The sequence below is a fragment of the Streptomyces sp. NPDC091292 genome, from assembly GCF_044757265.1.
In the GTDB taxonomy this organism is placed as follows: Bacteria; Actinomycetota; Actinomycetes; order Streptomycetales; family Streptomycetaceae; genus Streptomyces.
Window position 1 is genome coordinate 112,380 of record NZ_JBIVUQ010000004.1, and the last position, 23,933, is coordinate 136,312.

Here is a 23,933-nt window from a genome sequence, read left to right on the forward strand (position 1 = left end):
AGGAAACTGTCGGCCGTCATCAGACCGACGATCTTGGTTACGTGTTGATCGACAGCACGTCCGACACCGGCCGCCGTCGGGTCGCCGGGCCCGCCGGCCCGTAGCCCAGGCGGATCACCATGTGGACGTGGCCCATCGGGGACGTCGGGTCCCGTACCGCCCAGCGGAGTTCGGACCACTCCAGGGCCTGGGACGCGACGGAGGTGGCGAGGCCGTCGAGGGTGGCCTCCAGGAGGACGCGTTCCATGGCCTGGCCCGCGCGCAGCCAGTCCAGCGGGGTGTCGCCCGTGGTGCCGAGCAGGGCGAGTCTCGGCGCGTCCTCGAAGACGACCGACTCGCGCAAGGGGAGCGTCCCGGTGTCCTGTCCGCCGTCGAAGTCGCGTACCGGCGCGCCTCCGGCGGACTCGCGCGGCCCGAACGCGTACCGCGGAATCCCGTCGTCCCGCGCCCGGCCGCCCGTGGTCCAGTGCGCCAGTTCCTCGCGCAGCCCCGCGTCCTCGGCCTCGCGCCGCGCCGCGTCGCGGCTCAGGTCCACGATGGTCTGGGTGTGGAAGGCGTCCGGGTACACCAGTCGTGCGCCCTCCAGGAGCGCGGCCCGCCGCAGGACGCCTAGCAGCGACTCCTCGATCGGTTCCGCGCTGAACGGGAAACGGCTCGTATGGCGGCGGTGCAGGGCGGGGTACAGGTCGGCCAGTTCGTCGTATCCGCTCACGGGGGCTGTGAGGGTGACCTCGGCCAGTAGGTCCTGGTCGGCGGGGTTCGGCAGCAGCCGGGTGGCCGGGGTCCAGCCCGCGTGCGCCGCCGCTACGCGCAGATTGAGGACGGCCGCCGCACAGCTCAGATGCAGGGCGCGCCGGTCGGGGTCCATCGCGGGCAGTTGCCGCGAGGGGTCGGCGCGTATCTGGAAGGTCCGGTCGGCGGGGTCGTAGCGGAAGGTCCACGGCTGGGCGTTGTGCAGCGACGGCGCCAGGGTGGCGTCCTCGACGAGCGAAGCCACCGGCAGGTCGGTCGTCTCCCTATCGATTCCTTGGGTCATGAGACTCCCTTTGCCCGAAAAGACCAAATAAAGCGTAAATAGAGCAAAGAAGGTTAAAGAGTCTTCTTATTTAGATTTTACTGATAGAGGGTATTTGGCACCGGTTCACGAAGTTTCCTATCGTCGGGAACGAGGAGGTGAGGTGCGGTGACGGAGGACACCAATCAGCGGATCGGCCAGGTCGGCAGAGACCCCCTCCCCGAGAGCGTGATCCGGCTCCTCGCCGCCCCCGACTCGGCGACGCTCCTGGACACGGCCTTCGACCTCGATCTGTCCGGGCTCGGCGCGCGGGCGGGCGCCCTCTACCTCACCGATGACGAACGCTGGCTGCGGCTGGTGGCCCAGCGGGGCATGGACCAGGACGTGCTGGACCGGTTCGCGGTCATCGCGCCGGACGCCGCGCTGCCGATCGCGATGTCCGTCCGCGAGCGGCGCCCCTTCTACGGGATGTCCGCCGACTACCGCGACCGGTATCCGGACATCGCGGCGCTCCAGGTACCCACCGACTTCGTCACCATGCCGCTGCTCGTCGACGACCGGTGCCTGGGCGCCCTGATCGTGGAGCTGTCCCGGCCGGGGCCGCTCTCCGAGGAGGACCATCAGCTCCTGCTCATGGTCACCGGCGTGTGCGCGCACCGCCTGGAGCATCTGCTCGCCCTGGAACGGTCGGCGCTGCTGCCCGCCGACAGTCCGCGACCGGTCCCCACGGAGCGCAACGAGGCGCAGCGCACCCGGAAGACCCGGGTCGAACTCGCCATGTCCAGCGGCGACATCGGCTCCTTCGAGTGGAACATCCGGACCGGCGCGATCTTCTGGGACGAGCGGCAGATCCGGCACTTCGGGCTGGACCCCGAGACCTTCGACTCACGCTTCGACACCTTCATGGACGCCGTGCACCCCGACGACCGCGAGCGGCTTGGCCGGACCATCCAGGAGGGTCTGGAGAGCGGCGACTACCACTGTGTGTACCGGGTGGTGTGGCCCGACCGCTCGGTGCACTGGCTGGAGAGCAAGGGCACCGTCCACCGCGGGCCCGGCGGGCAGCCCGAGACCCTGATCGGTGTGGTGTGGGACCGCACGGAGCAGCGGGAGCGGGAGTCCCGGCGCGAGGCGCACCGCGAGTTCGTGCTGCGGATGACGCACGCGTTCGCCGCCGCGCTGTCGACGCGCGACGTCCTCGACGCGGTGACCGGGATCGTCCTGCCCGAGCTGGGCGCGAGCGCGCTCGCCGTGCACATCGAGCACGAGGGGCGGCTGATCCTGGAGGGCGCGGTGGGCTACCCCGCCGACACCCTGGAGCGGCTGCGGCTGGTCGGGCGGGTCGACGACAACCCGATGTCGGCGGCGCTGCTCGCCGACGGCCCGCTCTTCCTCGGCTCGCGCCGCGCCTACCTGGAGCGGTTCCCCGATCCCCGGCTGCGCCCCGCCGAGCAGCACCAGGCGTTCATCTTCCTGCCGCTGACCTCGGCGGACGGCACGGTGGGCAGCTGCCTCATCTCGTACGACGAGCCGCGCGAGTTCACGCCGGACGACCAGATCGTGGCGGCGACGGTGTCCGGCATCCTCGGCCAGTCGCTGGCGCGCGCCCGGCTGTCCGATCTGTCGCGGCGCCGGATGACCGAACTCCAGCAGCTGATGATGACGCGCACGCTGCCGCCACTGCCCGGCTTCGAGGTCGCCGGGCGGTATCTGCCGGCGGCCGAGGGCATGCAGGTCGGCGGCGACTGGTTCGACGTACTGACCCGGGAGGACGGGGGCGCGTCGCTGGTCATCGGCGATGTCCAGGGGCACAGCGCGGAGGCCGCGGGCGTGATGGGACAGCTCCGTACGGCGCTGCGCGCGCACGCCGCCGACGGCTACCGGGCCGAGCATCTGATGCGCCGCGGCAACAGCACCCTGTGGGGCCTGGACACGGACCGCTTCGCGACCTGCTGCATCACCGACGTGTCCCCGCGCGCGGGGCACCTCCAGCTCGTCCGCGCGGGCCACCCGACCCCGCTCCAGGCGGAGCCCGACGGAGCGGTCCACGAACTCGCCGTCCCCACCGCCCTCCCGCTGGGCGTCGCACCCGACGACACGTACCCCGTCTACCACGGCCAACTCGTCCCCGGCGCCAGCCTGTTGCTGTACACGGACGGCCTGGTCGACCACCCGGACCGCCCGTACGACGACGCGGTGGCCGCCTTGGCGGACCTCTTCAGGACCTGGGCGACCCCGGGGCCGGAGGACACCCCCGCGAAGTCGCTCGAAACCCTGGCCGACGCCATCGTCTCCAGCGACCTCACGCAGTCGGGCTCGGACGACGTGGCGATTCTGATCCTGCGCCGGATCTGAACGGGGAACTTCCGCGCGCCCCTGGCGGACCTCCCGGTCCCGCTCAGGGCGCGATTCGTACGCGGTCACTCTCGCCCTCGGACAGGAACGCCGCCATCGCCCGGCCCTCCTCCGTGACGGCGGCGCGTTCGGCCCGGGTGAGGGGGCGCAGCGGGGTGACGACCACGGTGGCCGTGTCGACGGTCCAGGTCGCGGCGGCGCGGCCGTCGACCAGGACGGCGCGCTCGCCGGCGACCGAGAGGCCGCGGTGCTCGTCGTCGACGATGCGGCTGCGGTCCTGGTAGCCGAGGATCGCGTTGTCGAACGCCGGCAGGAAGCGGACAGGGGCGGGGGTTTCGGGGTCGGGGCGGGGCGCGTCGGGGAGGTCGAACAGCTCGCGGCCCCGCTCGTCGCGGAAGGTGACCAGTTCGTCGCGTACGGCGGCCACGGCGGCCGGGAGCCCGGCGATCCCGGACCAGGCGCGCAGATCGGCCGACGCGGCGGGCCCGAACGCGGCCAGATAGCGCCGTACGAGCACCTGGCCGACCGGGTCCGAACCGTCGAGGGGCAGCGGGTCGGGCTTCCGGCCCAGCCAGGAGGAGAGGAGCACATTGCGTACGCCCGCCTTGGTACGCCACAGCCCGCGCGGCGGGATCTGCGCCACCGGGAGCAGGGCGGGGATCAGCAGTTCGCCCAGGGCCCTGCGTCCCGGCGCATGCGGAGCGGGGCGGCCGGTGGTCGGTGGTCGGTGTTCGGTGAGCAGCCGCACCAGCTCGCTCATGGTGCGGGGCTCGCCGTCGGCCATCACCGCCAGGCCCGCCGCGCCGATCGCGTCGAAGTCGAGACCTTCGAGTTCGCCGCGGTAGGTCCCGACCACGCGCTGCCGCAGCATCGCCTCGTGCCGCGAGCGCCAGGCGAGGGTGTCGTCGGCGGTGAGGAGGTGGACGGTGCGGCGCATGAGGTGGGTCCGCACCACGCGGCGCCCGGTCAGCAGCTCCGAGAGGGCCGCCGGGTCGAAGGCGCGCAGCCGGGACCAGAGCCCGATGAACGGTTCCTGGGGCTCCTGGGCCTGGAGGCCGCAGAGGTGGGCGACGGCGTCGAGGACGGGGAGGTCGGCGCGGTCGAGGAGGAGTTGGCGGGCGAGGGTGGCGCGGTTGAGGGAGCGGCGGTCGAGCACCGTCATCGGGTCGGCGGGGTGTCGGGGGCCTGATCGCCGGAGTTCTGGTTCTGCTGGTCGAGGGTTTCGCGGAGGATGTCGGCGTGTCCGGCGTGCTGGGCGGTTTCGGCGATGAGGTGGGTGAGTACCTGGCGGACGCTGCGTACGCCGCCCGGCTCGTGCCAGGGCGCCGCCGGCAGCGGGTGCGCCGCCGACAGATCGGGGACGGCGGCGATGATCTCCTCGGTTCGGGCCGCGACCTCCTCGTACCGCCGCAGGATTCCGCTCAGGGTGTCGCCGGGCTGCATCTCGAATTCGCGCTGATGGTCGATCGCCCACTGCGGGAACTCGCGCGCGGTACCGGCCAGGAAGTCGTCCCAGGTGACGCCGTCGGGCAGGTCGTGGGGCATGGCCGACGGGCCCTCCACGGCGAAGCGCGTCCACTGCTCCTCCATGGACGCGACGTGCTTGATCAGGCCCCCCAGGCACAGCGCGCTGACCGTCGGGCGCGCGCCGGCCTGCTCGTCGGTGAGCCCGCGGGCGGGGGCGGTGAGGGCGGTGCGGGCGGTGGCGAGGGCGGCGAGGAGGTCGCTCCGCTCGGGGTCGAGCGCGGCGGGGGGTGTGGCGGAGGGCGCGGCGGGGGGTGTGGCGGTCATGGTGATCGGTCCTCGTGGTCGGTCGGCGCGGTTCCGGTTGCTCCGGTTGTTCTTCGGTACGAGACCACCGTGCCAGGGGTAGAGGACAGGTTGTGTCCGCTACCCGCCGAGAGGTTCGGGGTGTTCCGACCAGGTGCGGAGTTTCTCCGGGTTGCGGATCGCCCAGATGTGCGTGATGCGGTCGCCCGCGAGCTGGAACGCCGCCACGGTCGCGGTCACCCCGGCGTGCTGCGCGACCAGGCCGGGCCTGCCGTTGACCGTGCGCTCCAGGAGCGTCAGCCCGGGGGCCTTGTCGGCGATGTGGATCAGGTACTGGGCGATGCGCGCGCCGCCCTCGACCGGGCGCAGGACGGTGCCGACCATGCCGCCGCCGTCGGCGATCATCGTGGCGTCGGGGTCGAGGAGGTCGACCAGTGCCTCGATGTCCTTGGCCTCCCACGCCTCCTTGAACTCCCGTACCAGACCGGCCTGTCCGGTCCGCCCGGTCCGCCCGGCCTGTCCGGCCTGTCCGGTCGCGGATGCCTCCTGGGCGGGCGACGCGGCGCGCATACGGCGACGCGCCGACGACGCGAGCTGTCGGCAGGCCGCGGGGGTGCGGCCGACGATCTCGGCGATCTCCGCGAAGGGGTACCGGAAGACGTCGTGGAGGATGAACGCGACACGTTCGGCCGGCGTCATCGACTCCAGTACGACGAGGAAGGCCATGTTCACCGACTCGTCCAGCGTGACCCGGTCGGCCGGGTCGGCCCCGCCGTCGGGCGTCCGGCCGCTGAACCACTCCGTACGGTCGGGCAGCGGCTCGGGTATCCACGCGCCGACATAGCGCTCGCGGCGGGCCCGCGCCGAGCCGAGCAGATCCAGGCAGACGCGGCTCGCCACCGTCGTCAGCCAGGCGCCGGGCGACTCGACGGCCTCCCGCTTCGGCCGTGACATCGCGTACCAGCGGGCGTACGTCTCCTGCACGGCGTCCTCGGCCTCGGCCAGCGAACCGAGCAGGCGGTAGGCGAGGTTGATGAGCTGCCGCCGCTCGCCGATGACGGCGCTCAGGTCCGGCTCGGCCCTGTCGTCCCCCGGTCCGGAGCTGTCCCCCGGTTCGGATGTGGTGCTCATGATCGCGACCGCCCCCCCTTGGCCCTTCCAGTCCGCTTCGGCTTCCGCTTCCGCTTCCGCTTCCGCTCTCCCTACTCCGACGAAATACCGCACCGGACTGTCAGACCGGCGCGGCTCTGACATTTCGGGGGCCCACATCGTCGGACCAATGAGACACCACCGCACAGGAGAGGACCACGTCATGGCCACACCGACGACGACGGGCGAGCGGGGCGGCGGCCTCCCGTTCCTGCGGATCGCGATCGCCGCGCAGACCCTGGCCCTGCTCTTCCAGGCGGTCACCGCCGGCATGCTGCTGACCTCGTCGTACGGCGAGACACTGCACAGCGTCGGAGCGCGCGTGATGTACGGGGCGTCGATGCTGTACGTGGTCGCCGCGATCCTGGCGTGGCGGCCGGGCGGCGGTCCGGCCCGCCCCATCCTGTACGCGTCCGGCTTCCTCGTACTCGCCTCGATACAGGTGGTACTGGGCATCGCGCACAAGCCTGTGCTCCATGTCCCGCTGGGCGTGGTGATGTTCGGCCTCAGCCTGCTGGCGCTGGCCCAGGTGCTGTTGCCTCGCGCGTCCACGAGCGCCCTCCCGCGCCCCTGATCCGTCCCGCGCTCACCACGGCACCGTCCGCCCCAGGTAGTCGACGTAGTGCAGACCCGGGCTGTCCCGGAGGGTGTCGAGCGTCCTGACCAGGTTCGGGATGCTCTCGTCCACGTCGAGCAGGGCGCCCGGACCGCCCAGGTCCGTGCGTACCCAGCCGGGTGCCATGAGGACCAGGGGGCGGGGTTCGCCGGTGTGGCGGGCCGCGTAGCTGCGCATGAACGTGTTGAGCGCGGCCTTGCTGCCTCGGTACACCTCGTGGCCGCCGTGCTCGTTGTTGGCCACGCTGCCCTGGCCCGAGGACATCACCGCGATCGTGCCGGCGGGCGCGACGCGGTCCTGAAGGGCCTCGATGACGCGCAGCGGGCCCAGCGCGTTGGTGACCATGACGCGGACGAACTCCTCGGTGGGGGTCCGCGCGACCGTGTCCTCGGGGCTGCTGGCGACACCCGCGTTGACGAAGAGCAGGTCGAATGTCCGGTGGGCCTCGGTCAGGCGGTCGCTGAGCGCGGCGATCTGCTCGGGGTCGGTGATGTCGACGGTCTCGATCTCGATGCGCCCGGAGCCTGCGCCTGCGCCTGTGTCGGCGTGGTCGTGGTCGTCGGCGTGGTCGTGGTCGTCGGCGAGGCTGTCGGCGAGGTCGTGGAGTGCGGTACGGGCCGTTCCGCGCACGGTGGCCACGATCTGCCGGCCGCCCCGCGCCCACTCCCGGGCCAGCGCGAGACCGAGCCCCCGGGACGCGCCGATCAGCAGCACGCGCCCGGCCGGGGCCGACGGCGGCTCCTCACCGGAGCGACCGCTCAGGTTGCTGTCGGACATACCACCCATGGTCCGAGAGGCAACGGAACCCGGCAAGTCGGGTCCCGGTGGACGGCCCGTACCACTCGAACCTCGGTCAGGCGGAGTTGGACCCTCCGCCGATCTCCCGCCCCAGCCTTCGCGTCTCGTCCTGGATGCGGCGTACGACGCTGCGTACGTCCTCGCCGCCGTCCACCCCGTTCTCGACCAGTTGGACCGCGAGGGTGTTGAGGTAGTTGGTGGCCCCCACCAGGTGGCTCACGACGTCCTGCCCGTTCCCGTAGCGCAGTTGGTCGAGGAGGTGTGAGGCGTCGTCGACGACGCGGCCCACCTGGACCGAGATCTCGTAGGCCGCCTCGGCGGGGAGGTCGGCGCGGCCGAGCTGCCGTCTGATGCGCTCGCAGGAGTCGATCAGTGACTGGGCCAGGGTGAAGTCCCGGCGGCGCCCGACGACGAAGTCCGCGTTGATCACCGAGCCCTGCGCCACCGTGGCCGGGGGGAGGCTGTCACCGCCGAAGGCATGGGCGCGCTGGAGGGGGTTGTAGGGGCGCAGTTCGGTGGAGTTGAGTGCGTTGAGCGCGGGGCGGAAGCACGGGTGGATGTGGAACTCGGTGTCGTGCGGCTCGACGGGGATACGGGCGCCCCCGGTGTGGACGACCTCGCTGCCCCGGCGTACCCCCAGAAAGTTCACCCCGAACAGGACGTCAATGACTCCGTCGACGGTGAGGGTGTCGGTGTAGTCGGGGAAGCGGGTGTGCAGCGCCTCGCGGTGTTCCTCGAAGCGGCTCGCCAGCGCCGGCCTCATCACCACGTAGCCGGTGTTCTGGAACAGGGCGAAGATCCGGCTGAGGAAGGGGTAGTTGACCAGGTATTCGCGGGCGACGTCCTGGAGCTTCCACTCCGAGAACTGGCGGGTGGCCAGGGCGATGTCGTCCGCGCCGATCGTCGTGTGGCCGCGTTCGGTCGCCTTGTCCCGGCACAGGTTGAGGTACTGGATCGTGTCCCGGGGCCGGGGCAGTGAGCGGGAGAAGAGGTACTCCGCCGTCGGAAGGCCCTCCGTCCGCTCGGGGAACACCTGCCCCCAGAGTTCCGCCGATGCCAGCCGCCGCCCCAGCGATACGGAGGCGCGGGTGAGGGCCAGCTCCTTCAGCTCGTCGGGGGTCCATTCGACGCGGATCTCGTCGCCGCGGTACTTGTCGCCGTCGCTGAACTCCAGCGAGTCGTAGATGTCGGCACGCAGGAACAGGACGCAGCGCAGGGCCTTCCCGTACGCGCCCGCCACATGCTTGCCCGCCAGCAGGAGGCCGGTGACCATGGCTTTGCTGTCGGGGTCGTTCGACCAGACCTGTTCGAGCTGATCGACCAGCACCAGCAGCGGCCCGTGCGTCTCGGCGCAGTCGAGTGCGCTCAGCGCGCGGGCGACCCCCGTCTCCAGGACGTCGAGCTGCGCGGTCGCCCTGGCTCCCTCCGACGAACCGCTGACATCCAGCGACGCCTTGACCCCGAACGCCTCCAGGGACAAAGCGGTCTGGAGCCCGCGCGTACCGCTCACCAGCCGGTCGTACAGCCGGGCTTCCCCTTCCTCACCATTCGCCCGCAGAAACTTCCGTAAGGCGCGTACGGACGCGGGGAGCCGTCGTCCGTGCCGCGCCCTGGCGTGGGTGATGACGTGCCGGGCCGCGTGTACGGCGAAGACGTAGCGCCAGATCAGCGACTTGGCGGTGTCCGGGGTGAGCCCCTGAAGCTCGAATCTGCGGATCTCGTCGCCCGCCGCGTCGTCCGGGGTGATCAGCACCGTGGAGCCGGAGCGTCCGCCGCCGACGCCGTCGAGGCTCAGCCGCATGCAGATCGCGCTCTTGCCGACGCCCTTGCGGCCGATGACGAGGATCTTCCGCCCGGAGAGCACGGCTTCGTACGCGGCCGTACTGAGGAACCCCTCGCGGAGCAGCCCGTCGGCGAGGTCGTGTTCCGCGTCGTCGCGGCCGAAGTACAGCTTTCGGATGGTGTCGCCCGGTCCGGGCATACCGCCCACCGCCCTCCCCGTATGTACGCGTGCCGGCCCAGCGTGTCCACGGTAGCGAGTGGACCGGGCCGCGTCCTTGCGGACGGAGGTATCCGCGCCGACCGTCCGGGGCCGGAGGTGGTCATCTACCCGACAACGCGAATATCGGCGAAGTGCCATGGACCGGCCGCCACCGTCTCCCCTAGCGTCCTCATGACGGCACGGAACAACACTGCACCGAGGAGGGCCTAATGGCACGTGAGGAACTGACCCGCCTTACCGGCACGACCGGCGGCCCCAACTGCGACGACGACGATTGCCCCAACGTCTACCGGACGAAGAGGGGTTCATTAGTCGTCCAGGGAGAGCTGTCCGACGCCTTCGCCACTCGTGATGGCGAGGGTCTGGTGGAGATTCCCGAGCACGTTCTGAGGGAGGCCGTCCGTGCTCTTGGATGGTGAGGAATGGCGCAGGTTCTTCGACACCTTCGAGCGGGAAGCGTGGCGCTTCGAGGCGCAGCCCACGTACACCATGCCGAAGGAGCAGGAGAACATCGCCCATTTCCTACGGGGCGCGGACAAGCCCGCCGATCACAACGCACGCTGGCATGAACGGGTACGCGGATACGTTGAATCGGGCCGACGGATCGGCCGCGTACGCGTCGTACGCCGACCGCTCACCCCATATCAGCGGTACCAATTCGCCTGGGGCATCCCCGGCAACATCGCCGCCGGCGAAGACATCCGCATCCTGGACGTCACCGAGAACGACCACGGCCTGCCGCTCTCCGGCCGCGACTGGTGGATGTTCGACGCATCCCGCATCGCTCACCTCAACTTCCACCCGGACGGAACGCAGATCAACCGCGAGGCATACGAGGGCAACCCGGCACCGTACCGGGAGTGGAAACGCATCGCCCTGGAGCACGCGATGCCTTTCGAGGAGTACGTGAAGGGCCTTGACGTTTGACCCTGGGCAGTTGGGCCAGTCGAAGGCTGACCTGGCGGAGACGCTCCGCACCCTGCGCAAGCGAGCCGGCCGTACGCAGGTCTGGCTCGCTCAGCGCTGCAACATGTCCCAGACGAAGCTCAGCAACATGGAGACGGGCCGGATCACGCCGGGTCTGGTCGACGTCGAGTTGATTCTCAGGTGCCTCGACGCGCCTCCCGCGCTGGTAGCCGAAGTGGCCGCCCTCGCACGGCTGGCCAACACGGAATGGCAGGGAAAGCGGGCGTCGTGGCGGCGGGGACTGGACAGACGTCAGGCAGAGTTGGCGGTCCTCGAAGCCGAAGCGACGCAACTTCGCTACTTCCTCCCCGCGATGGTGACGGGCCTGCTGGCCACACCCGAATACGCCAGGGCCAGCCTTGGCCACTCGCCGGTGGACATTTCCAAAACGGTCGCGCGGAAACTGGAACGGCAGGCTGTTCTCTACGACAGTACGAAGCAGTTCACTTTCCTGTTGACCGAGCAGGCCGCCAGATGGGGCGTGGTCTCCCGTCCGGCGATGGCCGTGCAAATTGACCGCCTGATCTCCCTGTCCCACCTTCCTCATGTATGTATCGGCATCATTCCGTTCACTGCGACCTCGGCACGTGGCCCGATGAACACGTTCACGGTGTACGACCAACGGCTGGTTACCGTCGAGACCTTCACGGGGCGCATAATTTTCCAGGACGCCAGAGATATCGCGGAACATCTTGAAGTATTCGCCCTGTACGAGCGCCATGCACTGTTCGGCGATGAAGCCAGAAATCTACTCGGACAATGGGCAGCCGACTTCCGGTCGTGATCGTCTACCCCACAACGCGAATAAAGCTGGAGACGTGGTCTCGGGGAGCCGACGATCCCTTCATGCCAACCGCAACCGCCCAGGTTCGGATGGCGGGCGGCCGTGATCCCGGCCGTGAAGACGATCAGGAAGGCACCACCATGACCGACCTGTACTCGATGGACATCACCGGGGCTTCGTTCGTGAAGGCGTGCGGGGGCCCCTGCACCGAGGGGTGCGTGACCCTGTCCCGGATCGGTGAGGACGCCTGGGCTCTGGGTGACAGCAAGCGGCCGGACGTGGAACCACTGCGGTTCACCACGGCCGAGCTGGACGCGGCCGGGATCGACCCGGCGCGCTTCGACCTGACGGCCTGACGCATCTGTCCCTGGCCGGTCCCCGCCCCTCAGGCGGGCGGGGATGGGCCGTGCTGACCGAGACGCCAGTCGCTCCGACTACCCGAAGAGGGAACGGCAATTGCACTACCACGGGTATCTGTGGACAGGCCCCAAGCAACGGTTCGATGACGAGGCGTTACGACGACCGCCACACCCCGACCCACCACCTCCCTACGGCAGACCGGAGCTGATCCAGCGGTACAAGGAAGTGATGGCGGAGTTTCCCCTCGTGGACCTCCCTCCGCTGGAAACCGCGTACTGGCTGATCAAGTCGAGGAATCTGGTGCGGGGCACCTGGCCGGAACCCAAGGAAGCGGCGGCCTGGCTCGGGGAGCGGATGACGGAGTACGCGCCTCGCTTCCAGTCAGCGGCCGACCGCGACGTCACGGGGCCCGCGGTCCTGATCGACTGCGCCGCCGAACGCCTCGGATGGGGCGGGGACGTGTCCCACGGCTGGTACCTCGAACGCCCCGTGTTCCTGTCACTGGCCTTGGTGTGCTGCCCGAATCGCATACGAGCCGAGTTGCCGTGCCCGCTCCGGTGACCCGCGACCTGACCACCGCGGATCTGATCGCCGACCCCGGGCCACCGCATCCGGACGAGGTAGTCGGTGGTGGGCGCTCGATAACCAGTGGAGCGGCGCCGCTGTGCGCCATTACCTTGCTGCCGAACCAAGTCGTAGTCGGCTGGACCCGGACAAGGACGTGCCGTTGTACACCGTGTGAGACCTCCCAAGCGCTGATCTGTCGCGCGTCGCACCTGTGCGCCGCGCTGTTTTCTGCTGCGGATTTCTCACTGAGACCGGTGTATTTCTGTGCTCCATATCTGGGTGGTCATGCCCACCTGCCTGCCGCTCGTTCGCCGCCGCTGCCATGGGTGCGCGTCCGAGCGTTTCCGGGCAAACGGAAAATTTCGCGTCAACGCGCACCACAAGCTCATAGACGCCTGGCTCCTCGCACTCTGTACGGATTGCGGGGAGACCACGAAGCTCACGGTCTTCGAGCGGGTGAACGTCCGCTCCGTACGACCGGAACTGCTGGACCGTCTCCACAACAACGACCCCGGCCTGGCGGCCGAACTCCTCCAGGACCCGGTCGTACAACGCCGCAACCGCATCACGCTCGACTGGGACAAGGCCTGGCGTCTCGATACGGGCGGATCGGATCACCTGGCACGCGAGGTGATCGACGTCTCGGTCCGTTTCACGGCCCGAATCCCTGTCCGGCCGGTACGACTGATCGCTGAAGGCTGCGCTCTTCCACGGGCCGAGATCGAAAGACTGATCGCGGAGGGAAAGCTGGTTTCGGCGGTGCGCCTGAGCGGCAGGCTTTCGGGCGACTTCACGTTCACGCTGAAGCGCTGAGCGTTCCTGGGAACCGGGGGCCTGTCCGGCAAAACCCGCCGGGCGGGCCCTGGCCTGGCGGACGAGCATCCGATGGAGGGAGGCCGTCCGCGCTCTTGGATGGTGAGGAATGGCGCAGGTTCTTCGACACCTTCGAGCAGGAAACGTGGCGTCGAATCGGAACGACGAATCAGCCGTGTACGAGTCGTACGCCAACCACTCACCCCATATCAGCGATACCAATCGCCTGGGGCATCCCCGGAAACATCGCCGCCGGCGAGGACATCCGCATCCTGGACGTCACCGAGAACGACCAGGGCCTGCCGCTTTCCGGCCGCGACTGGTGGATGTTCGACGCATCCCGCATCGCCCATCTCAACTTCCACCCGAACAGAACGCAGATCAACCGCGAGGCATACGAGGGCGACCCGCATCGCCCGACCTTGCTGTCTGACCCTGGGCGGTATTTGCGGGGGCTGTCGTCAGTGCATGGACGCCGGAAGGACGGTCCTCGCCTGTTCATACAGGGCTCGGGCGTGCGCGTTCTTCGTGTGGGGGCGGATCAGTTCGACCATGGTGCGCATACGGTCGTCCGCGCGGCCGGACTGGACCATGGGCCACTCGTCCAGAGCGGATGTCCATGTCTCGCACGCCGCCTCAAGGTGGCCGACCTTCAGTTGGCGCTCGGCCAGGGTGCCACGGCGCTGTACTCGGATGCGCCGGTAGACGCTGTGCCGTAGGCGGTCGGCCTGCTGCATGGCCTCGATGGAGCCGGTCGTGTCGCCGAGTTCGTAACGGACTTGGCTGATGTGGTAATTGAGGGCCGCCGGGTCGTACCTGCCGACCGTCTTGCCGCGCGATTCAGCCCGGTCAATGGCCGCCTCGGCCTCCCGCAGATACCGGAACGCGCCCGTACGGTCACCGGTCTGCGCGGCTGCGTGCGCTTGCTGACCGGCGATGAAGGCCCGCAACCGGGGACCCGCTGCCGGAGACGCGGCAGCGGCGGCGTCCGCAAGATCCATGGCCTTCGGCCCATGACCCAGGTCAACGGCCTGCACGCTCATGCCTCGCAGGGTTCTGCAATACGTGAGGTGGTCGCCCGACGCTCCTGCGAGTTCAAGAGCTTTGACGTAGTAGCGCTGGGCGAGCCCGTGCAGCCCTTCGTCCACGGCCATGTAGCCCGTGAGGTAGCTGAGATCGGACGCCGCCGCCATCATCGCTTTGCGTACGTCGTCGGATGCGTCCGCGCCGAGGTAGTCGGCGACCGTGTTGACCATGAACGCGGCGGCCATCGGGCGGGTATGGCGCCCGCCGAACAGGTCGACCAGCTCGGACACCTTGGCCGTCATGTCGATGACCATGTCGACTTCTGGCATCCCTATACGAGTCGCCCGCCCGGTCTTGAACGCCTCCATCCGCCCAAGCACGTCCGGCCACCCCGGGATGGTGAGCGCCACGGAGAACAACCCGGCACCGAGAACCCCGCGCCTCGACGGGTCCATGTCCTGTCTGCCCAGTTCGATCAGCCCTTCCATTCGATTCCGCGTAGGTGAGGTGCCCGACCAAGTTCTATGGCAACCGGAGTTCCTGCGGGGCAACGGAAGGATATTTACGCGCAAGCTCATCGAAGACGACCTCCAAGCGCGAGAGCGTTTCGGCTCCGACGGCACTTGCCGCGACCCTGAGGGCGAGTTCGCTCGCTTCTACCTCGTCATCGCCCTCTCGCCCGACCGCCATTCCCGCCTCCCCACGCTCTGAATCGCCGTTCTACCAGCCCAGAGCAACGAGACACAGACCCAGCCAAGGTGGGTGAGCAACGGGGTACGACTGGGGACCGTGGGATACGCCTTGACCGATGACGGGCGCATCGGCAGCATGACTACTGGACCAGTCCACTAGTCAGGGGAAGGGCGAACATGGCACTGCCCAAGTACGACCAGATCGCGGGCGACCTTCGAGGACGGATCGTGCGCGGCGAGTTGGCGGCGGGCGATCTGCTGCCCTCCGAGCGGGAGTTGACCGAACGCTGGAACGTCTCGCGCGCCACCGTCGTACGGGCGCTCGACGTCCTGCGTCAGGAAGGGCTCGTGGAGACCCGTCAGGGAACCGGTTCGCTCGTACGTGAACGGCTGCCGCTGGCGCGCACGGCCGGCGAGCGGTACGCCACGTCCGTGGCGACGGGCAACATCTACACCGCCGGGGAGTACGCGGAGATCCACTCGGCCGAGATGGTGCCCGCACCGGAAGACGTGGCCACGGCTCTGGATGTCCAGCCCGGCGACCCGGTCGTACGCAGGCACCGTGTGACCTTCGAGGGCGAGACCCCGACCGCGACCTCCTACAGCTGGTTCACCTCCGAGACCGCTGACGCGGCACCCCGACTCCTCCAGCGCGAACGCGTCCGTGAAGGCACCACGCGCTACGTGGAAATGCAGACCGGCCGCAGCCCGCACACAGGCCGGGACTGGTGGACCGCCCGCCTGGCATCGGCCGAAGAGCTGGACCTCCTGCACCTCACCGGACCGGAAGCAGTCGCCGAGTCGCGCCATGTCGCGTACTGCGCCGAAGGCCGACCACTCACGTACGAGGTAGGAATCGTCCCTGCCGGGCGTTGGGCGCGTACGGAGGAGTACGCGATGGGCAGTTGACGCACCGTCAATCACCCTGAGAGTCCCCGTCGTTGGCGGGGACTCTTTTTCTTTCCCTCTTGACCTGACTAGTCCACCGGTGGACCATGCAAGTAGACACTCTGTGCTGACCGGCACTAACAGAGTGGCAGCGCTCGACGGCATCAGATCGAAGAGGGGCGATGGACCATGACGAGGGAGCCGATCCTTGGCGAGTACCTCATCGATGAACAAGGGCGCGTCGGCAGGGTGATGGAGTTCACCCACACGTGGGTCACGCTTCGTCCGCCGAAGGGCGGCCGGGAGTGGGACGTGTTACGCGACGACAGTCAACCGGCCACGCACGAGCAGTTGTTGCGGGCACTCGTCAACAACGCCAACAAGCGGAGCCGGGGCGAACTTCTGTGACCACAAGCGCCGCATCGGACCAACCGAGTTACCGGTGCGAAGTCCACGCCGAAGGGGTCGTCCACGGCGCCGGACACACCGCCCACCACATCCTCTCCACCCACGACACCATCTCCCCGATACTCGCCATCCGCTGGCTCCGCAGCCAGGCGTTGCGTATCGCGGACCGGCTCGACCCCGACCCCAACCGTTCGCCCTGGGTGACACCCGCCATGCGGCAGCCCACCACCCCGCCCGAGCCCGACAGCCCCACCCACCTCCGCACATGGGCCCACAACCCCACCCGCCAACAAGCCGCCCGCCTCCGCATCAAGGCCGGGCACCCCCTCCTCATCCTCATCCCGGACACCGACTGCTCCTACACCCTCACCGTCCAACCACCCCACCACCCGAAATCCCCAGGACCCGCCATGCGCGAATGCCAAGCCACCAACCCCGTACCCCCCACCCCCCTCCTCTTCGCCATCCTCGCCGGACAAGGCCGCGTCCTCGGCAACGACCTCCAGTACGCCCCCATCCACACCCACTGCGAACTCGCCCACGGACACCCCGGCCAACACGCCGACCACGTATGGGACTGGGACCACAACCCCACCCACGCCCTCTGGGCCCGCTGGACCACCGGCCAGCCCTTACGGTTCGAGTCCCTGCCCTGGTGCGAAAGTCCCGGCGGGCCCGACGCCGACGCCTGCACCCTCTTCCGCGACCATCCCCACCCCCACTCCTGGGCCGTCCACGACGGCAAGCCGGACTAGGGCCCGGGAGCAGGGGCGGCTTCGGTCAGTCGTCAGTCGGTCGGGTCGTCGGGCATGATCTCCCGGACCTCCTGCGCACAGCGGCACGAGGCAGCGATCTTGGCCGCCCACTCCAGCGCGTCCTCACGTGACGGCACGTCGATGACCGAGAACCCGCCGAGTACCGCCTTGGTCTCCGGGTACGGGCCGTCGGTGACGGTCCCGTCGGTGGCCACGACGCTCGCCCGCTGCGTTTCCACTCCCCCACCGAAGACCCACACACCCGCCTCCTGCGCCTCCCGCACCACCTCGTGCGAGGCCGCGGCCACCTCGGGCAGCTCCTCCTCGGGGATGATCATCGTGCCGTCGTCGAACGAGATCAGGTACCGCGTCATCCTTGGCTCCTCTGACTGCCTTGGCCGTCGGCCTCTTTCGGCGGCCTCACACCGTACGGCGAACGCCCCCTCCTGACGTCTAGGACACCGACACCGGTTCGTCGGACTTCCGGGGGCTGACGAACAGGGTGGCCGCCAAGGCCAGCATCAGCAGACCGGCACACACATAGCTGGAGATCGCCAATGCGTCCGCCATCGCCTCCCGCCCCGCCTCCGCGACCCCCGCCGTACGCGGGTCGGCCGCGAGGGACGGGATCGCCGAGCCTGCGCTGTCCGTCACGGCTCCGCTGATCCGGTCCGCCTCCGGGCCCGTCAGCCCGCTCCCCGTGAGGCTGTCCCGCAGGTTCGACGTCAGCGTGCTGAAGAACAGCGTGGTCAGTACGGCGATACCGAGCGCAGCGCCCAGTTCGCGCGACGCGCTCTGGATGCCCGACCCCTGCCCCGCGCTCTCGGCCGGCACGTCCACCATCACGATGTTGGTGACCTGCGCGGTGGCGAAGCCGACGCCGATTCCGTAGACGAACAGGGCGGTCGCGATCAGGCCCCACCCGGTGTCGGTGGCGGCGACCAGGCCCAGCATCGCCAGACCCGCCGTCTCCAGGAGCAGCCCGATCCGTACCAGCCCCAGCGCCGACGTACCCATGGAGAAGCTGGCGCCGCTCGCGCAGAAGCTGCCCGCCGCGAGGGCGACCAGCGCCAGCCCCGCCTGGAACGCGCTGTAGTCCAAGGCGAACTGCAACCACAGCGGCAGCACCGCGATGATGCCGAACTCGCCGAGCCCCACGACCAGTGTCACGACATTGCCGTTGCGGAAGGACGGGATGGCGAACAGCCGTACGTCCATGAGGGGTTCCTGCCGTGCGCGGTGGAGCGCCGCCTGCCTGCGCCAGAACACGAACAGGACCAGCGCCGCCACGACGAACGCGACCAGGACCGGGGAAGGGCCCCCGCTCCACGACAGTCCTCCGACGGTCAGCGGCTCGACCGTCATCAGCCAGCCGTACGTACGCCCTTCGATCAGCCCGAATGCCAGAAAGCCCAGGCCGACCGCCGACAGGACGCCACCGGCGACGTCGACCCGCCCCGGCGTGCGCGGCGACGCCGGCAGGTAGCGCAGCGCCGCCGCGACGATGACGGCCACGAGCGGCAGGTTGATGCCGAAGGCCCAGCGCCAGGAGAAGTCGGCGAGCCACCCGCCAAGGAGCGGGCCGACGGCCGCCGCGGCGCCGATGGTCGATCCCCAGACGGCGAACGCCTGCCCTCGCGCCCTGCCGGTGAACGTCGCGTTCACCAGCGCCAGCGACGTCGGCAGGATCATGGCCCCGCCGACACCTTGCAGGAACCGCGCCAGGATCAGCGTGCCGCCGCCCGGCGCGACCGCCGCCAGCAGGCTCGTCACGCCGAACACGGCGAGGCCGACGAGGAAGATCCTGCGGGCGCCGTGCAGGTCGGAGAGGCGGCCGGTGATCAGCAGCAGCGCGGCGAAGACGATCGCGTACGACTCCTGGATCCACTGGTCCTCGACCGACGTGATCCCCAGGTCGTCGATGATCGGGGCGAGGATCACGTTGACGATGGTGATGTCCACGACGATCAGCGCCACGCCCAGGGACACGGCCACGAGACCGAGCCACTGGCGGAGGGGTGGGGGAGGGGGAGGGGGAGAAGCTGGGGTCGGCTTTGGCTTACTCAAGGAAGTTACCTCCATGGTGAAGTATCTTTATGATGGAGGTAATGTGAGGTGGGTTGTCAAGTGGCCGACCGTCACCGAGGGCCGAAGCGGCCCGGGTACGCGCGGATGGGAAGGTGAAGCATGTCGATGGAGCAACCCGAGCAACCCGAGCACCCCGGCCAGCCCGGTCACCCCACCCCCGACCCCGACCCCGTCGAGGCCCAGCGCGACCGCCTCCTCTACGGGCTCCGGACCTTCGGCGCCCACTACGCCGAGTTCACCCGCCGCTTCGCGACCTGGCTCGGGCTGCACTCCACCGACGCCGTGGCCCTGACCGAGATCCTGTACGCCGAGGACAAGGGGGTTCCGCTGTCCCCGGCCCGGCTGAGCGAGCGCATCGCGCTGTCCTCCGGCGCGACGACCGCCCTGCTCAACCGCCTCGAACAGGCGGGACACATCGTCCGCACCCGCGAGGGCACGGACCGCAGGATCGTGACGCTGCGCAGCAGCCCCGACATCAGGCCGCACGCCATCGAGTTCTTCGGTCCTTACAGCGAGCGCACCACCGCTGTCATGGCGGCGTACAGCCCCGAGCGCCTACGGGAGTTCGAGGACTTCCTCGTCCGCCTCCGCGAAACCATGGACGGGCTCCTCGCCGACGAGTACCAGGAGGGCCGACACGGTCACCGACACGGCCACCGACCCTGACCCGCCCCGGTTGTCCGACCTCGCGGGCACCATGGGGACATGCCCAAGACCTCCGCCCGACTCCTCGCCCTGCTCTCGCTGCTCCAGGTACGCCGGGAATGGGCCGGGGCCGCGCTGGCCGAGCGGCTGGACGTGAGCGTGCGGACCGTGCGGCGCGATGTGGACCGGCTGCGCGAACTCGGCTACCCCGTCCTCACCACCAAGGGTCCCGACGGCGGCTACCGGCTCGACGCCGGTACGGAGCTGCCGCCGCTGCTCTTCGACGACGACCAGGCCGTGGCCCTCGCCGTGGCGCTGCGGACCGCGACCGTCACCGGCGCCGGAATCGAGGAGGCGGCGGCGCGGGCCCTGCGGACCGTACGGCAGGTCATGCCCGCCCGGCTGCGGCACCGCGTCGACGCCTTCCAGGTCACGGCCGTCGAACGGACGGGAAGCCGGTCGCACCCGCAGGCCGACCCTCAGGTACTCGTCGCGCTGAGCGCCGCCGTCCGCGCTCGCGAAGTGCTGCGCTTCGACTACGAGGGGTCCACGGCCAAAAGGTCCGCCCACGGAGCCTCCTCGGAAGGCGCCCACCCGCCCCCGCCCCGCCGCACCGAACCGCACCACCTCGTCACCCGGGGCGGTCGCTGGTACCTAGTCGCCTGGGATCTCGACCGCGACGACTGGCGCATCTTCCGCGTCGACCGGATCACCCCGCGCACCCCGACCGGTCCCCGCTTCACCCCGCGCGACCTGCCCGGAGGAGACGTGGCCGCCTTCGTCACCAGCAAGTTCGAGGGCGCCGACGGCTTCGAACGCTGGCCCTGCACCGGCGAGGTGATCCTCGACCTGCCCGCACCCGCCGTCTCCGGCTACACCCACGACGGAATCGTCGAAGCGCTCGGCCCCGACCGCTGCCGGCTCGTCCTGGGCGCCTGGTCATGGCCCGGCCTCGCCGCCACCATCGGCCGGTTCGACGCCGACATCGAGGTCATCGGGCCGCCCGAACTACGGGACGCCTTCGCGCACTTGGCCCACCGGTACGCGAACGCCGCGCGCCCCGCCGCCGACACCCCCTGAGCGCCCCTCACCCATCCCCGTACCACTACTCCCCCGTACCACCACTCACCCGTACCGCACCCCCCGTCTCCAGCCCCAGGCGGGCCGCCCACGCCAAGGCGTCGTCCATCGAGGCGTCCTCGTCGGCCAGGCGGGCGGCGGCGAGGGTACGGAGGATGCGGGGTATCGCGTCCGCGTCCATGAGGGTGGCCCACTGGCGTCCGGTCAGGGCGAGGTAGCGGAGGTCCTTCAGGTCGGCCACGACCGTCAGGTCCACGGTCTCCGCCTCCGAAAGGTCGAGGCAGCGCAGATTCGGCACCGTGGAGAGTGGGGTCACGTCCACCGGCGCCGTCGTCTTCAAGTCGAGCGACGACAGATGCGGGTGGCCCGTCAAAGCAGTCAATGCGGTCAGGGTTCCGTCGGCCAGCCCCACCCTCAGCGACTCGACCGGCAGATCCCGCACCGGCGTCAGGTCGGACGCGACAGAACGGTTCAGGTGCAGTCGGCGCAGGCCGGGCGCCGCCCTGAGCGGGGCGAGATCGACCGGGCCCGTCGCGTCGTTGATGTGGATCGCCTGGAGCGTGGGCGGGACCTCGCCGGGGAGGTCGCCGATGATCTGCTGAGGGCCGCGCTCGCGGGCGGGGGCGGGGGCGGGGGCGAGCAGCGAGAGGTAGTCGTCGTCCTCCAGTTCATACGCGCCCTGGTCGAGCAGGTCCAGGTAGTGGCCGAGGAGTGCGGTGACCGAGTCCGCGATGTAGTGGGGGCCGTCGTCGTAGTCACGGCCGGTGCGGATGATCTGGCCGGGGTGGCCCGCGCGGGCCGGGGCCGTGTCGACCGCCAGGTAATTGCCGTCCTCGCTGGTGGCGAAGCGGAGCCAGCCGGGGTGGCCTCCGCAGCGGCGGACCGTGTCGGCGGGCGTGGCGTCGAAGACGACGGCGCCCCACTCCAACTCCCAGGTGAACCAGGGCCGTTCGCCCGCGCCCCACCCGCTGTACTCGGCGACCATCCGCTGTAGCGAGAGCCAGGAGCTGCCGTCGAAGAGGTAGCCGCTCTCGAAACCGACCGCGTCACCGTCCGCGAGGGCGTAGAGCGCGCGCAGGTCGGCCGGGAGGCGGCGGCCCAGGTGGCGTTCGGCCTCCTCGATCTCGGCCGGTGTCGCGGGCGGTGGCAGTTCGTCGGGGCGGCCCAGGATCGCGGCCCGCCGCTCCAGATACGTACGGAAGCGGGCCACCGCGAGGTCCGGGTCGCCCGCCGGTCCCGCCGTGCCGGGCTCCTGACGCGCGCCGGGCTGAGGCAGCCGGTACGCGGGGTCGAGTACGACCTGGAAGCCGCCGTCCGTGCCGGTCACGCGGGTGATCGCGCCATGGAACGCCACGAGTCGGTACGCGCCGGACGCCTGGACGCGGAGTTCGAAGCTGACGGGTTCCCAGCCCCGCTCCTCGCGCAGGGCCTCCGCCAGCGCCATCAACTCCTCGTAGGGGTTGGGCACGCCGGATGTCCGGGCCGACGCTCCCCGCCGGGCGAAGCCGCCCGTCACCGACGTACCGAAACGCCCCGCGCGGGCGTGCAGCACCCCCTCCGTCCAGCCGTCCGGACCGTACCCGGCCATCGCCTCGACCACCGGTCGTACCGCTCGCTCCACTCGCTCCGCCATGCCCCGCCCCCGTACCGCCGAAAGTGCCCCCGCCGATCTCCAGAAATCATGACACCGACCACTGACATCAGGCCGGAACGCCGGATGAGGGGGGCGGCGGACTAGCCGCCGATGGCGTTCAGCTCGGCCATCGCGTCGTCCGGCAGGACCACATCGGCGGCGGCGATGTTCTCGCGGAGGTGCGCGACCGACGAGGTGCCCGGGATGAGGACGATGGTCGGGGAGCGCCGCAGCAGCCAGGCGAGTGCGGTCTGCTGGGGCGAGGCGCCGACGCGGGCCGCGACCGTGTTCAGGGTCTCCGACTGGAACGGCGAGAAGCCGCCGAGCGGGAAGTACGGGGCGTACGCGATGTTCTCCGCCGCACACCGGTCGACCAGGGCGTCGTCGCCCCGGACGGCGACGTTGTAGAGGTTCTGCACGGTGACCACCGGGGCGATGGCCTGCGCCTCGGTGAGCTGCTCCGACGTGACGGTGCTGAGGCCGAGATGGCGGATCAGCCCCTCGCGCTGCAACTCGACGAGGGCGCCGAACTCCTCGGCGAGGCCGGGTTCGTCGGCGGGACCTTCGACGTTGCCGAGGCGGAGGTTGACGGCGTCGAGGGCGTCGACGCCGAGGCGGGTGAGGTTGTCGTGGACCTGTGCCTTCAGGGACTCCGGCTCGCGAGACATCACCCACGCGCCGTCACCGTCGCGCCGGGAGCCGACCTTGGTGACGATACGGAGGTCCGCCGGGTAGGGGTGCAGGGCCTCCTTGATGATCTCGTTCACGACGAACGGGCCGTAGAAGTCGCTGGTGTCGATGTGCGTGACGCCGAGGTCGACGGCCGTACGCAGGACCGCGACGGCCTCGGCACGGTCCTTGGGCGGCCCGAAGACGCCGGGGCCCGCCAGTTGCATCGCTCCGTACCCCATTCGGCTGAGGATGAGGTCGTCGGCGAGTGTGAGCGTTCCACCGGGGGCGCTGCTGGTCATTTTCTTACCTTTCGTCCCGATTCGAGAGCCCGACGCTATCCCGCGCCACCGGCCGCTCCCGCGCTTTGCCACGGACCTGGTCACGGACCTGGCCATGACCTGGCCCTGGACCTGTCCACGGACTCCGGTGCGGCTCCCACCTCCGACTCTGCCGCGCCCCGCCGCCCCTAGGCAGTACACCGCCCGTCCTGGGACCGGGGGTCCCTGTCTGGCGTACGGGACCTGTCCGCCGAACGGGGGACGCGGGTCCGGCGGGCTCCCGCCCCCGCGCTACGGTGCGCCGATGCCGCACCTCACCGCGTACGACCGCATACCCGACCGCATACCCGACCGCGAGACCTTCGCCGCCTACGTGGACGCGCTGCGCGCCGACCACCGCCGGCACGGCCACGCGTGGGAGAACGCGACTCTGGACGATTTCCTGGAGGCACTGGCCGCATGGGTACGGGACGCCGGCGGCTCGTACGCGAACGCCGGCCAGGCGCTCCCGGCGGACGGGGACTGGACCTTCTTCGCCCGCGCCCTCATGGCTGCCGCGTACTACGAATGACC

25 protein-coding genes and 1 pseudogene are annotated in these 23,933 nt (G+C 70.0%); 15 read left to right on the top strand and 11 right to left on the bottom strand.

The features are described 5' to 3' along the window. Positions 1 to 37 precede the first annotated feature (37 nt). Positions 38 to 1,036, bottom strand: coding sequence for an Acg family FMN-binding oxidoreductase (locus ACIQNU_RS14695; RefSeq protein WP_401365822.1), 999 nt, complete (start codon positions 1,034 to 1,036; stop codon positions 38 to 40). Between the two features lie 147 nt (positions 1,037 to 1,183). Between ACIQNU_RS14695 and ACIQNU_RS14700 the strand changes: the two genes are divergently transcribed. Then, positions 1,184 to 3,370 carry a SpoIIE family protein phosphatase gene (locus ACIQNU_RS14700; RefSeq protein ID WP_401365824.1) on the top strand — a complete coding sequence of 729 codons (2,187 nt, stop codon included), beginning with the start codon at positions 1,184 to 1,186 and terminating at the stop codon, positions 3,368 to 3,370. A gap of 43 nt (positions 3,371 to 3,413) precedes the next feature. Here the strand turns inward: ACIQNU_RS14700 and ACIQNU_RS14705 are convergent, their stop codons facing one another. The 3 genes from ACIQNU_RS14705 to sigJ form a co-directional block, all read right to left on the bottom strand. Further along, complete coding sequence (locus ACIQNU_RS14705; protein ID WP_401365826.1) at positions 3,414 to 4,532, bottom strand: winged helix DNA-binding domain-containing protein; 1,119 nt, start codon at positions 4,530 to 4,532, stop codon at positions 3,414 to 3,416. Further along, entirely contained in the window at positions 4,529 to 5,161 is a 633-nt protein-coding gene (locus tag ACIQNU_RS14710) for a DinB family protein (protein WP_401365827.1), read from the bottom strand. Before ACIQNU_RS14710 ends, ACIQNU_RS14705 begins: the two co-directional genes overlap by 4 nt. A gap of 99 nt (positions 5,162 to 5,260) precedes the next feature. Beyond that, positions 5,261 to 6,271, bottom strand: coding sequence for an RNA polymerase sigma factor SigJ (gene sigJ, locus ACIQNU_RS14715; protein ID WP_401365828.1), 1,011 nt, complete (start codon positions 6,269 to 6,271; stop codon positions 5,261 to 5,263). A 181-nt stretch (positions 6,272 to 6,452) separates the two neighbouring features. Between sigJ and ACIQNU_RS14720 the strand changes: the two genes are divergently transcribed. Then, the gene (locus ACIQNU_RS14720; protein ID WP_401365830.1) at positions 6,453 to 6,863 is read left to right on the top strand and encodes a hypothetical protein; all 411 of its coding nucleotides are present in this window, start codon (positions 6,453 to 6,455) and stop codon (positions 6,861 to 6,863) included. A gap of 12 nt (positions 6,864 to 6,875) precedes the next feature. Here ACIQNU_RS14720 and ACIQNU_RS14725 read toward each other — a convergent pair whose 3' ends face one another. Together ACIQNU_RS14725 and ACIQNU_RS14730 are read right to left on the bottom strand one after the other, a co-directional pair. Beyond that, positions 6,876 to 7,682 carry an SDR family NAD(P)-dependent oxidoreductase gene (locus ACIQNU_RS14725; RefSeq protein ID WP_401365832.1) on the bottom strand — a complete coding sequence of 269 codons (807 nt, stop codon included), beginning with the start codon at positions 7,680 to 7,682 and terminating at the stop codon, positions 6,876 to 6,878. A gap of 76 nt (positions 7,683 to 7,758) precedes the next feature. Beyond that, positions 7,759 to 9,684, bottom strand: a complete 1,926-nt coding sequence (locus ACIQNU_RS14730) for a P-loop ATPase, Sll1717 family (protein ID WP_401365834.1) — start codon at positions 9,682 to 9,684, stop codon at positions 7,759 to 7,761. A 230-nt stretch (positions 9,685 to 9,914) separates the two neighbouring features. Here ACIQNU_RS14730 and ACIQNU_RS14735 point away from each other — a divergent pair, with 230 nt between their 5' ends. From ACIQNU_RS14735 to ACIQNU_RS14765, 7 genes and pseudogenes are all read left to right on the top strand, one after another. Then, on the top strand, positions 9,915 to 10,124 hold the full coding sequence (locus ACIQNU_RS14735) for a hypothetical protein (RefSeq protein ID WP_401365835.1): 210 nt from the start codon (positions 9,915 to 9,917) through the stop codon (positions 10,122 to 10,124). Then, positions 10,108 to 10,632 (top strand): DUF6879 family protein, encoded by a 525-nt coding sequence (locus ACIQNU_RS14740; protein ID WP_401365837.1) that lies wholly within the window; start codon positions 10,108 to 10,110, stop codon positions 10,630 to 10,632. Before ACIQNU_RS14735 ends, ACIQNU_RS14740 begins: the two co-directional genes overlap by 17 nt. After that, a complete protein-coding gene (locus ACIQNU_RS14745) occupies positions 10,622 to 11,455 on the top strand; it encodes a helix-turn-helix domain-containing protein (RefSeq protein ID WP_401365839.1) in 834 nt (277 codons plus the stop codon). Before ACIQNU_RS14740 ends, ACIQNU_RS14745 begins: the two co-directional genes overlap by 11 nt. Before the next feature lie 140 nt (positions 11,456 to 11,595). Beyond that, the gene (locus ACIQNU_RS14750) at positions 11,596 to 11,811 is read left to right on the top strand and encodes a DUF397 domain-containing protein (protein WP_401366404.1); all 216 of its coding nucleotides are present in this window, start codon (positions 11,596 to 11,598) and stop codon (positions 11,809 to 11,811) included. A 100-nt stretch (positions 11,812 to 11,911) separates the two neighbouring features. Continuing rightward, the gene (locus ACIQNU_RS14755) at positions 11,912 to 12,376 is read left to right on the top strand and encodes a hypothetical protein (protein ID WP_401365841.1); all 465 of its coding nucleotides are present in this window, start codon (positions 11,912 to 11,914) and stop codon (positions 12,374 to 12,376) included. A gap of 270 nt (positions 12,377 to 12,646) precedes the next feature. Beyond that, positions 12,647 to 13,195, top strand: a complete 549-nt coding sequence (locus tag ACIQNU_RS14760) for a DUF1062 domain-containing protein (protein ID WP_401365843.1) — start codon at positions 12,647 to 12,649, stop codon at positions 13,193 to 13,195. A gap of 95 nt (positions 13,196 to 13,290) precedes the next feature. After that, positions 13,291 to 13,605 (top strand): annotated as a pseudogene (locus ACIQNU_RS14765) (DUF6879 family protein); the annotation flags it as partial. Between the two features lie 51 nt (positions 13,606 to 13,656). Here ACIQNU_RS14765 and ACIQNU_RS14770 read toward each other — a convergent pair. Then, positions 13,657 to 14,709 (bottom strand): transcriptional regulator, encoded by a 1,053-nt coding sequence (locus ACIQNU_RS14770; protein ID WP_401365845.1) that lies wholly within the window; start codon positions 14,707 to 14,709, stop codon positions 13,657 to 13,659. A 381-nt stretch (positions 14,710 to 15,090) separates the two neighbouring features. On the opposite strand from ACIQNU_RS14770, the gene ACIQNU_RS14775 reads away from it, so the two are divergent. The 3 genes from ACIQNU_RS14775 (at position 15,091) to ACIQNU_RS14785 (ending at position 16,964) form a co-directional block, all read left to right on the top strand. Beyond that, positions 15,091 to 15,822, top strand: coding sequence for a GntR family transcriptional regulator (locus tag ACIQNU_RS14775; RefSeq protein ID WP_401365847.1), 732 nt, complete (start codon positions 15,091 to 15,093; stop codon positions 15,820 to 15,822). 168 nt (positions 15,823 to 15,990) lie between these two features. After that, positions 15,991 to 16,209, top strand: coding sequence for a hypothetical protein (locus ACIQNU_RS14780; protein WP_401365849.1), 219 nt, complete (start codon positions 15,991 to 15,993; stop codon positions 16,207 to 16,209). Next, complete coding sequence (locus tag ACIQNU_RS14785; RefSeq protein WP_401365850.1) at positions 16,206 to 16,964, top strand: hypothetical protein; 759 nt, start codon at positions 16,206 to 16,208, stop codon at positions 16,962 to 16,964. Before ACIQNU_RS14780 ends, ACIQNU_RS14785 begins: the two co-directional genes overlap by 4 nt. 32 nt (positions 16,965 to 16,996) lie before the next feature. Here ACIQNU_RS14785 and ACIQNU_RS14790 read toward each other — a convergent pair whose 3' ends face one another. Next, positions 16,997 to 17,338 (bottom strand): YciI family protein, encoded by a 342-nt coding sequence (locus ACIQNU_RS14790; protein WP_401365852.1) that lies wholly within the window; start codon positions 17,336 to 17,338, stop codon positions 16,997 to 16,999. A 79-nt stretch (positions 17,339 to 17,417) separates the two neighbouring features. Then, positions 17,418 to 19,046 (bottom strand): MFS transporter, encoded by a 1,629-nt coding sequence (locus ACIQNU_RS14795; RefSeq protein ID WP_401365853.1) that lies wholly within the window; start codon positions 19,044 to 19,046, stop codon positions 17,418 to 17,420. A gap of 105 nt (positions 19,047 to 19,151) precedes the next feature. Here ACIQNU_RS14795 and ACIQNU_RS14800 point away from each other — a divergent pair, with 105 nt between their 5' ends. Together ACIQNU_RS14800 and ACIQNU_RS14805 are read left to right on the top strand one after the other, a co-directional pair. Next, positions 19,152 to 19,718, top strand: a complete 567-nt coding sequence (locus ACIQNU_RS14800) for a MarR family winged helix-turn-helix transcriptional regulator (RefSeq protein WP_401365855.1) — start codon at positions 19,152 to 19,154, stop codon at positions 19,716 to 19,718. 39 nt (positions 19,719 to 19,757) lie between these two features. Then, entirely contained in the window at positions 19,758 to 20,777 is a 1,020-nt protein-coding gene (locus ACIQNU_RS14805; protein ID WP_401365857.1) for a helix-turn-helix transcriptional regulator, read from the top strand. 25 nt (positions 20,778 to 20,802) lie between these two features. On the opposite strand, the gene ACIQNU_RS14810 is transcribed toward ACIQNU_RS14805, so the two are convergent. Further along, the gene (locus ACIQNU_RS14810) at positions 20,803 to 22,410 is read right to left on the bottom strand and encodes an SMI1/KNR4 family protein (protein WP_401365858.1); all 1,608 of its coding nucleotides are present in this window, start codon (positions 22,408 to 22,410) and stop codon (positions 20,803 to 20,805) included. A gap of 101 nt (positions 22,411 to 22,511) precedes the next feature. Continuing rightward, complete coding sequence (locus ACIQNU_RS14815; RefSeq protein WP_401365860.1) at positions 22,512 to 23,381, bottom strand: oxidoreductase; 870 nt, start codon at positions 23,379 to 23,381, stop codon at positions 22,512 to 22,514. Between the two features lie 283 nt (positions 23,382 to 23,664). Here ACIQNU_RS14815 and ACIQNU_RS14820 point away from each other — a divergent pair, with 283 nt between their 5' ends. After that, complete coding sequence (locus ACIQNU_RS14820) at positions 23,665 to 23,931, top strand: hypothetical protein (protein WP_401365862.1); 267 nt, start codon at positions 23,665 to 23,667, stop codon at positions 23,929 to 23,931. Positions 23,932 to 23,933 lie beyond the last annotated feature (2 nt).

Coding starts and splice junctions, on each gene's coding strand:
- ACIQNU_RS14710 (WP_401365827.1), bottom strand. CDS start 5,161: ATGACCGCCACACCCCCCGCCGCGCCCTCCGCCACACCCCCCGCCGCG.
- ACIQNU_RS14805 (WP_401365857.1), top strand. CDS start 19,758: ATGCCCAAGACCTCCGCCCGACTCCTCGCCCTGCTCTCGCTGCTCCAG.
- ACIQNU_RS14735 (WP_401365835.1), top strand. CDS start 9,915: ATGGCACGTGAGGAACTGACCCGCCTTACCGGCACGACCGGCGGCCCC.
- ACIQNU_RS14695 (WP_401365822.1), bottom strand. CDS start 1,036: ATGACCCAAGGAATCGATAGGGAGACGACCGACCTGCCGGTGGCTTCG.
- ACIQNU_RS14800 (WP_401365855.1), top strand. CDS start 19,152: ATGTCGATGGAGCAACCCGAGCAACCCGAGCACCCCGGCCAGCCCGGT.
- ACIQNU_RS14775 (WP_401365847.1), top strand. CDS start 15,091: ATGGCACTGCCCAAGTACGACCAGATCGCGGGCGACCTTCGAGGACGG.
- ACIQNU_RS14730 (WP_401365834.1), bottom strand. CDS start 9,684: ATGCCCGGACCGGGCGACACCATCCGAAAGCTGTACTTCGGCCGCGAC.
- ACIQNU_RS14780 (WP_401365849.1), top strand. CDS start 15,991: ATGACGAGGGAGCCGATCCTTGGCGAGTACCTCATCGATGAACAAGGG.
- sigJ (WP_401365828.1), bottom strand. CDS start 6,271: ATGAGCACCACATCCGAACCGGGGGACAGCTCCGGACCGGGGGACGAC.
- ACIQNU_RS14815 (WP_401365860.1), bottom strand. CDS start 23,381: ATGACCAGCAGCGCCCCCGGTGGAACGCTCACACTCGCCGACGACCTC.
- ACIQNU_RS14705 (WP_401365826.1), bottom strand. CDS start 4,532: ATGACGGTGCTCGACCGCCGCTCCCTCAACCGCGCCACCCTCGCCCGC.
- ACIQNU_RS14810 (WP_401365858.1), bottom strand. CDS start 22,410: ATGGCGGAGCGAGTGGAGCGAGCGGTACGACCGGTGGTCGAGGCGATG.
- ACIQNU_RS14820 (WP_401365862.1), top strand. CDS start 23,665: ATGCCGCACCTCACCGCGTACGACCGCATACCCGACCGCATACCCGAC.
- ACIQNU_RS14795 (WP_401365853.1), bottom strand. CDS start 19,046: ATGGAGGTAACTTCCTTGAGTAAGCCAAAGCCGACCCCAGCTTCTCCC.
- ACIQNU_RS14790 (WP_401365852.1), bottom strand. CDS start 17,338: ATGACGCGGTACCTGATCTCGTTCGACGACGGCACGATGATCATCCCC.
- ACIQNU_RS14750 (WP_401366404.1), top strand. CDS start 11,596: ATGACCGACCTGTACTCGATGGACATCACCGGGGCTTCGTTCGTGAAG.
- ACIQNU_RS14720 (WP_401365830.1), top strand. CDS start 6,453: ATGGCCACACCGACGACGACGGGCGAGCGGGGCGGCGGCCTCCCGTTC.
- ACIQNU_RS14725 (WP_401365832.1), bottom strand. CDS start 7,682: ATGTCCGACAGCAACCTGAGCGGTCGCTCCGGTGAGGAGCCGCCGTCG.
- ACIQNU_RS14770 (WP_401365845.1), bottom strand. CDS start 14,709: ATGGAAGGGCTGATCGAACTGGGCAGACAGGACATGGACCCGTCGAGG.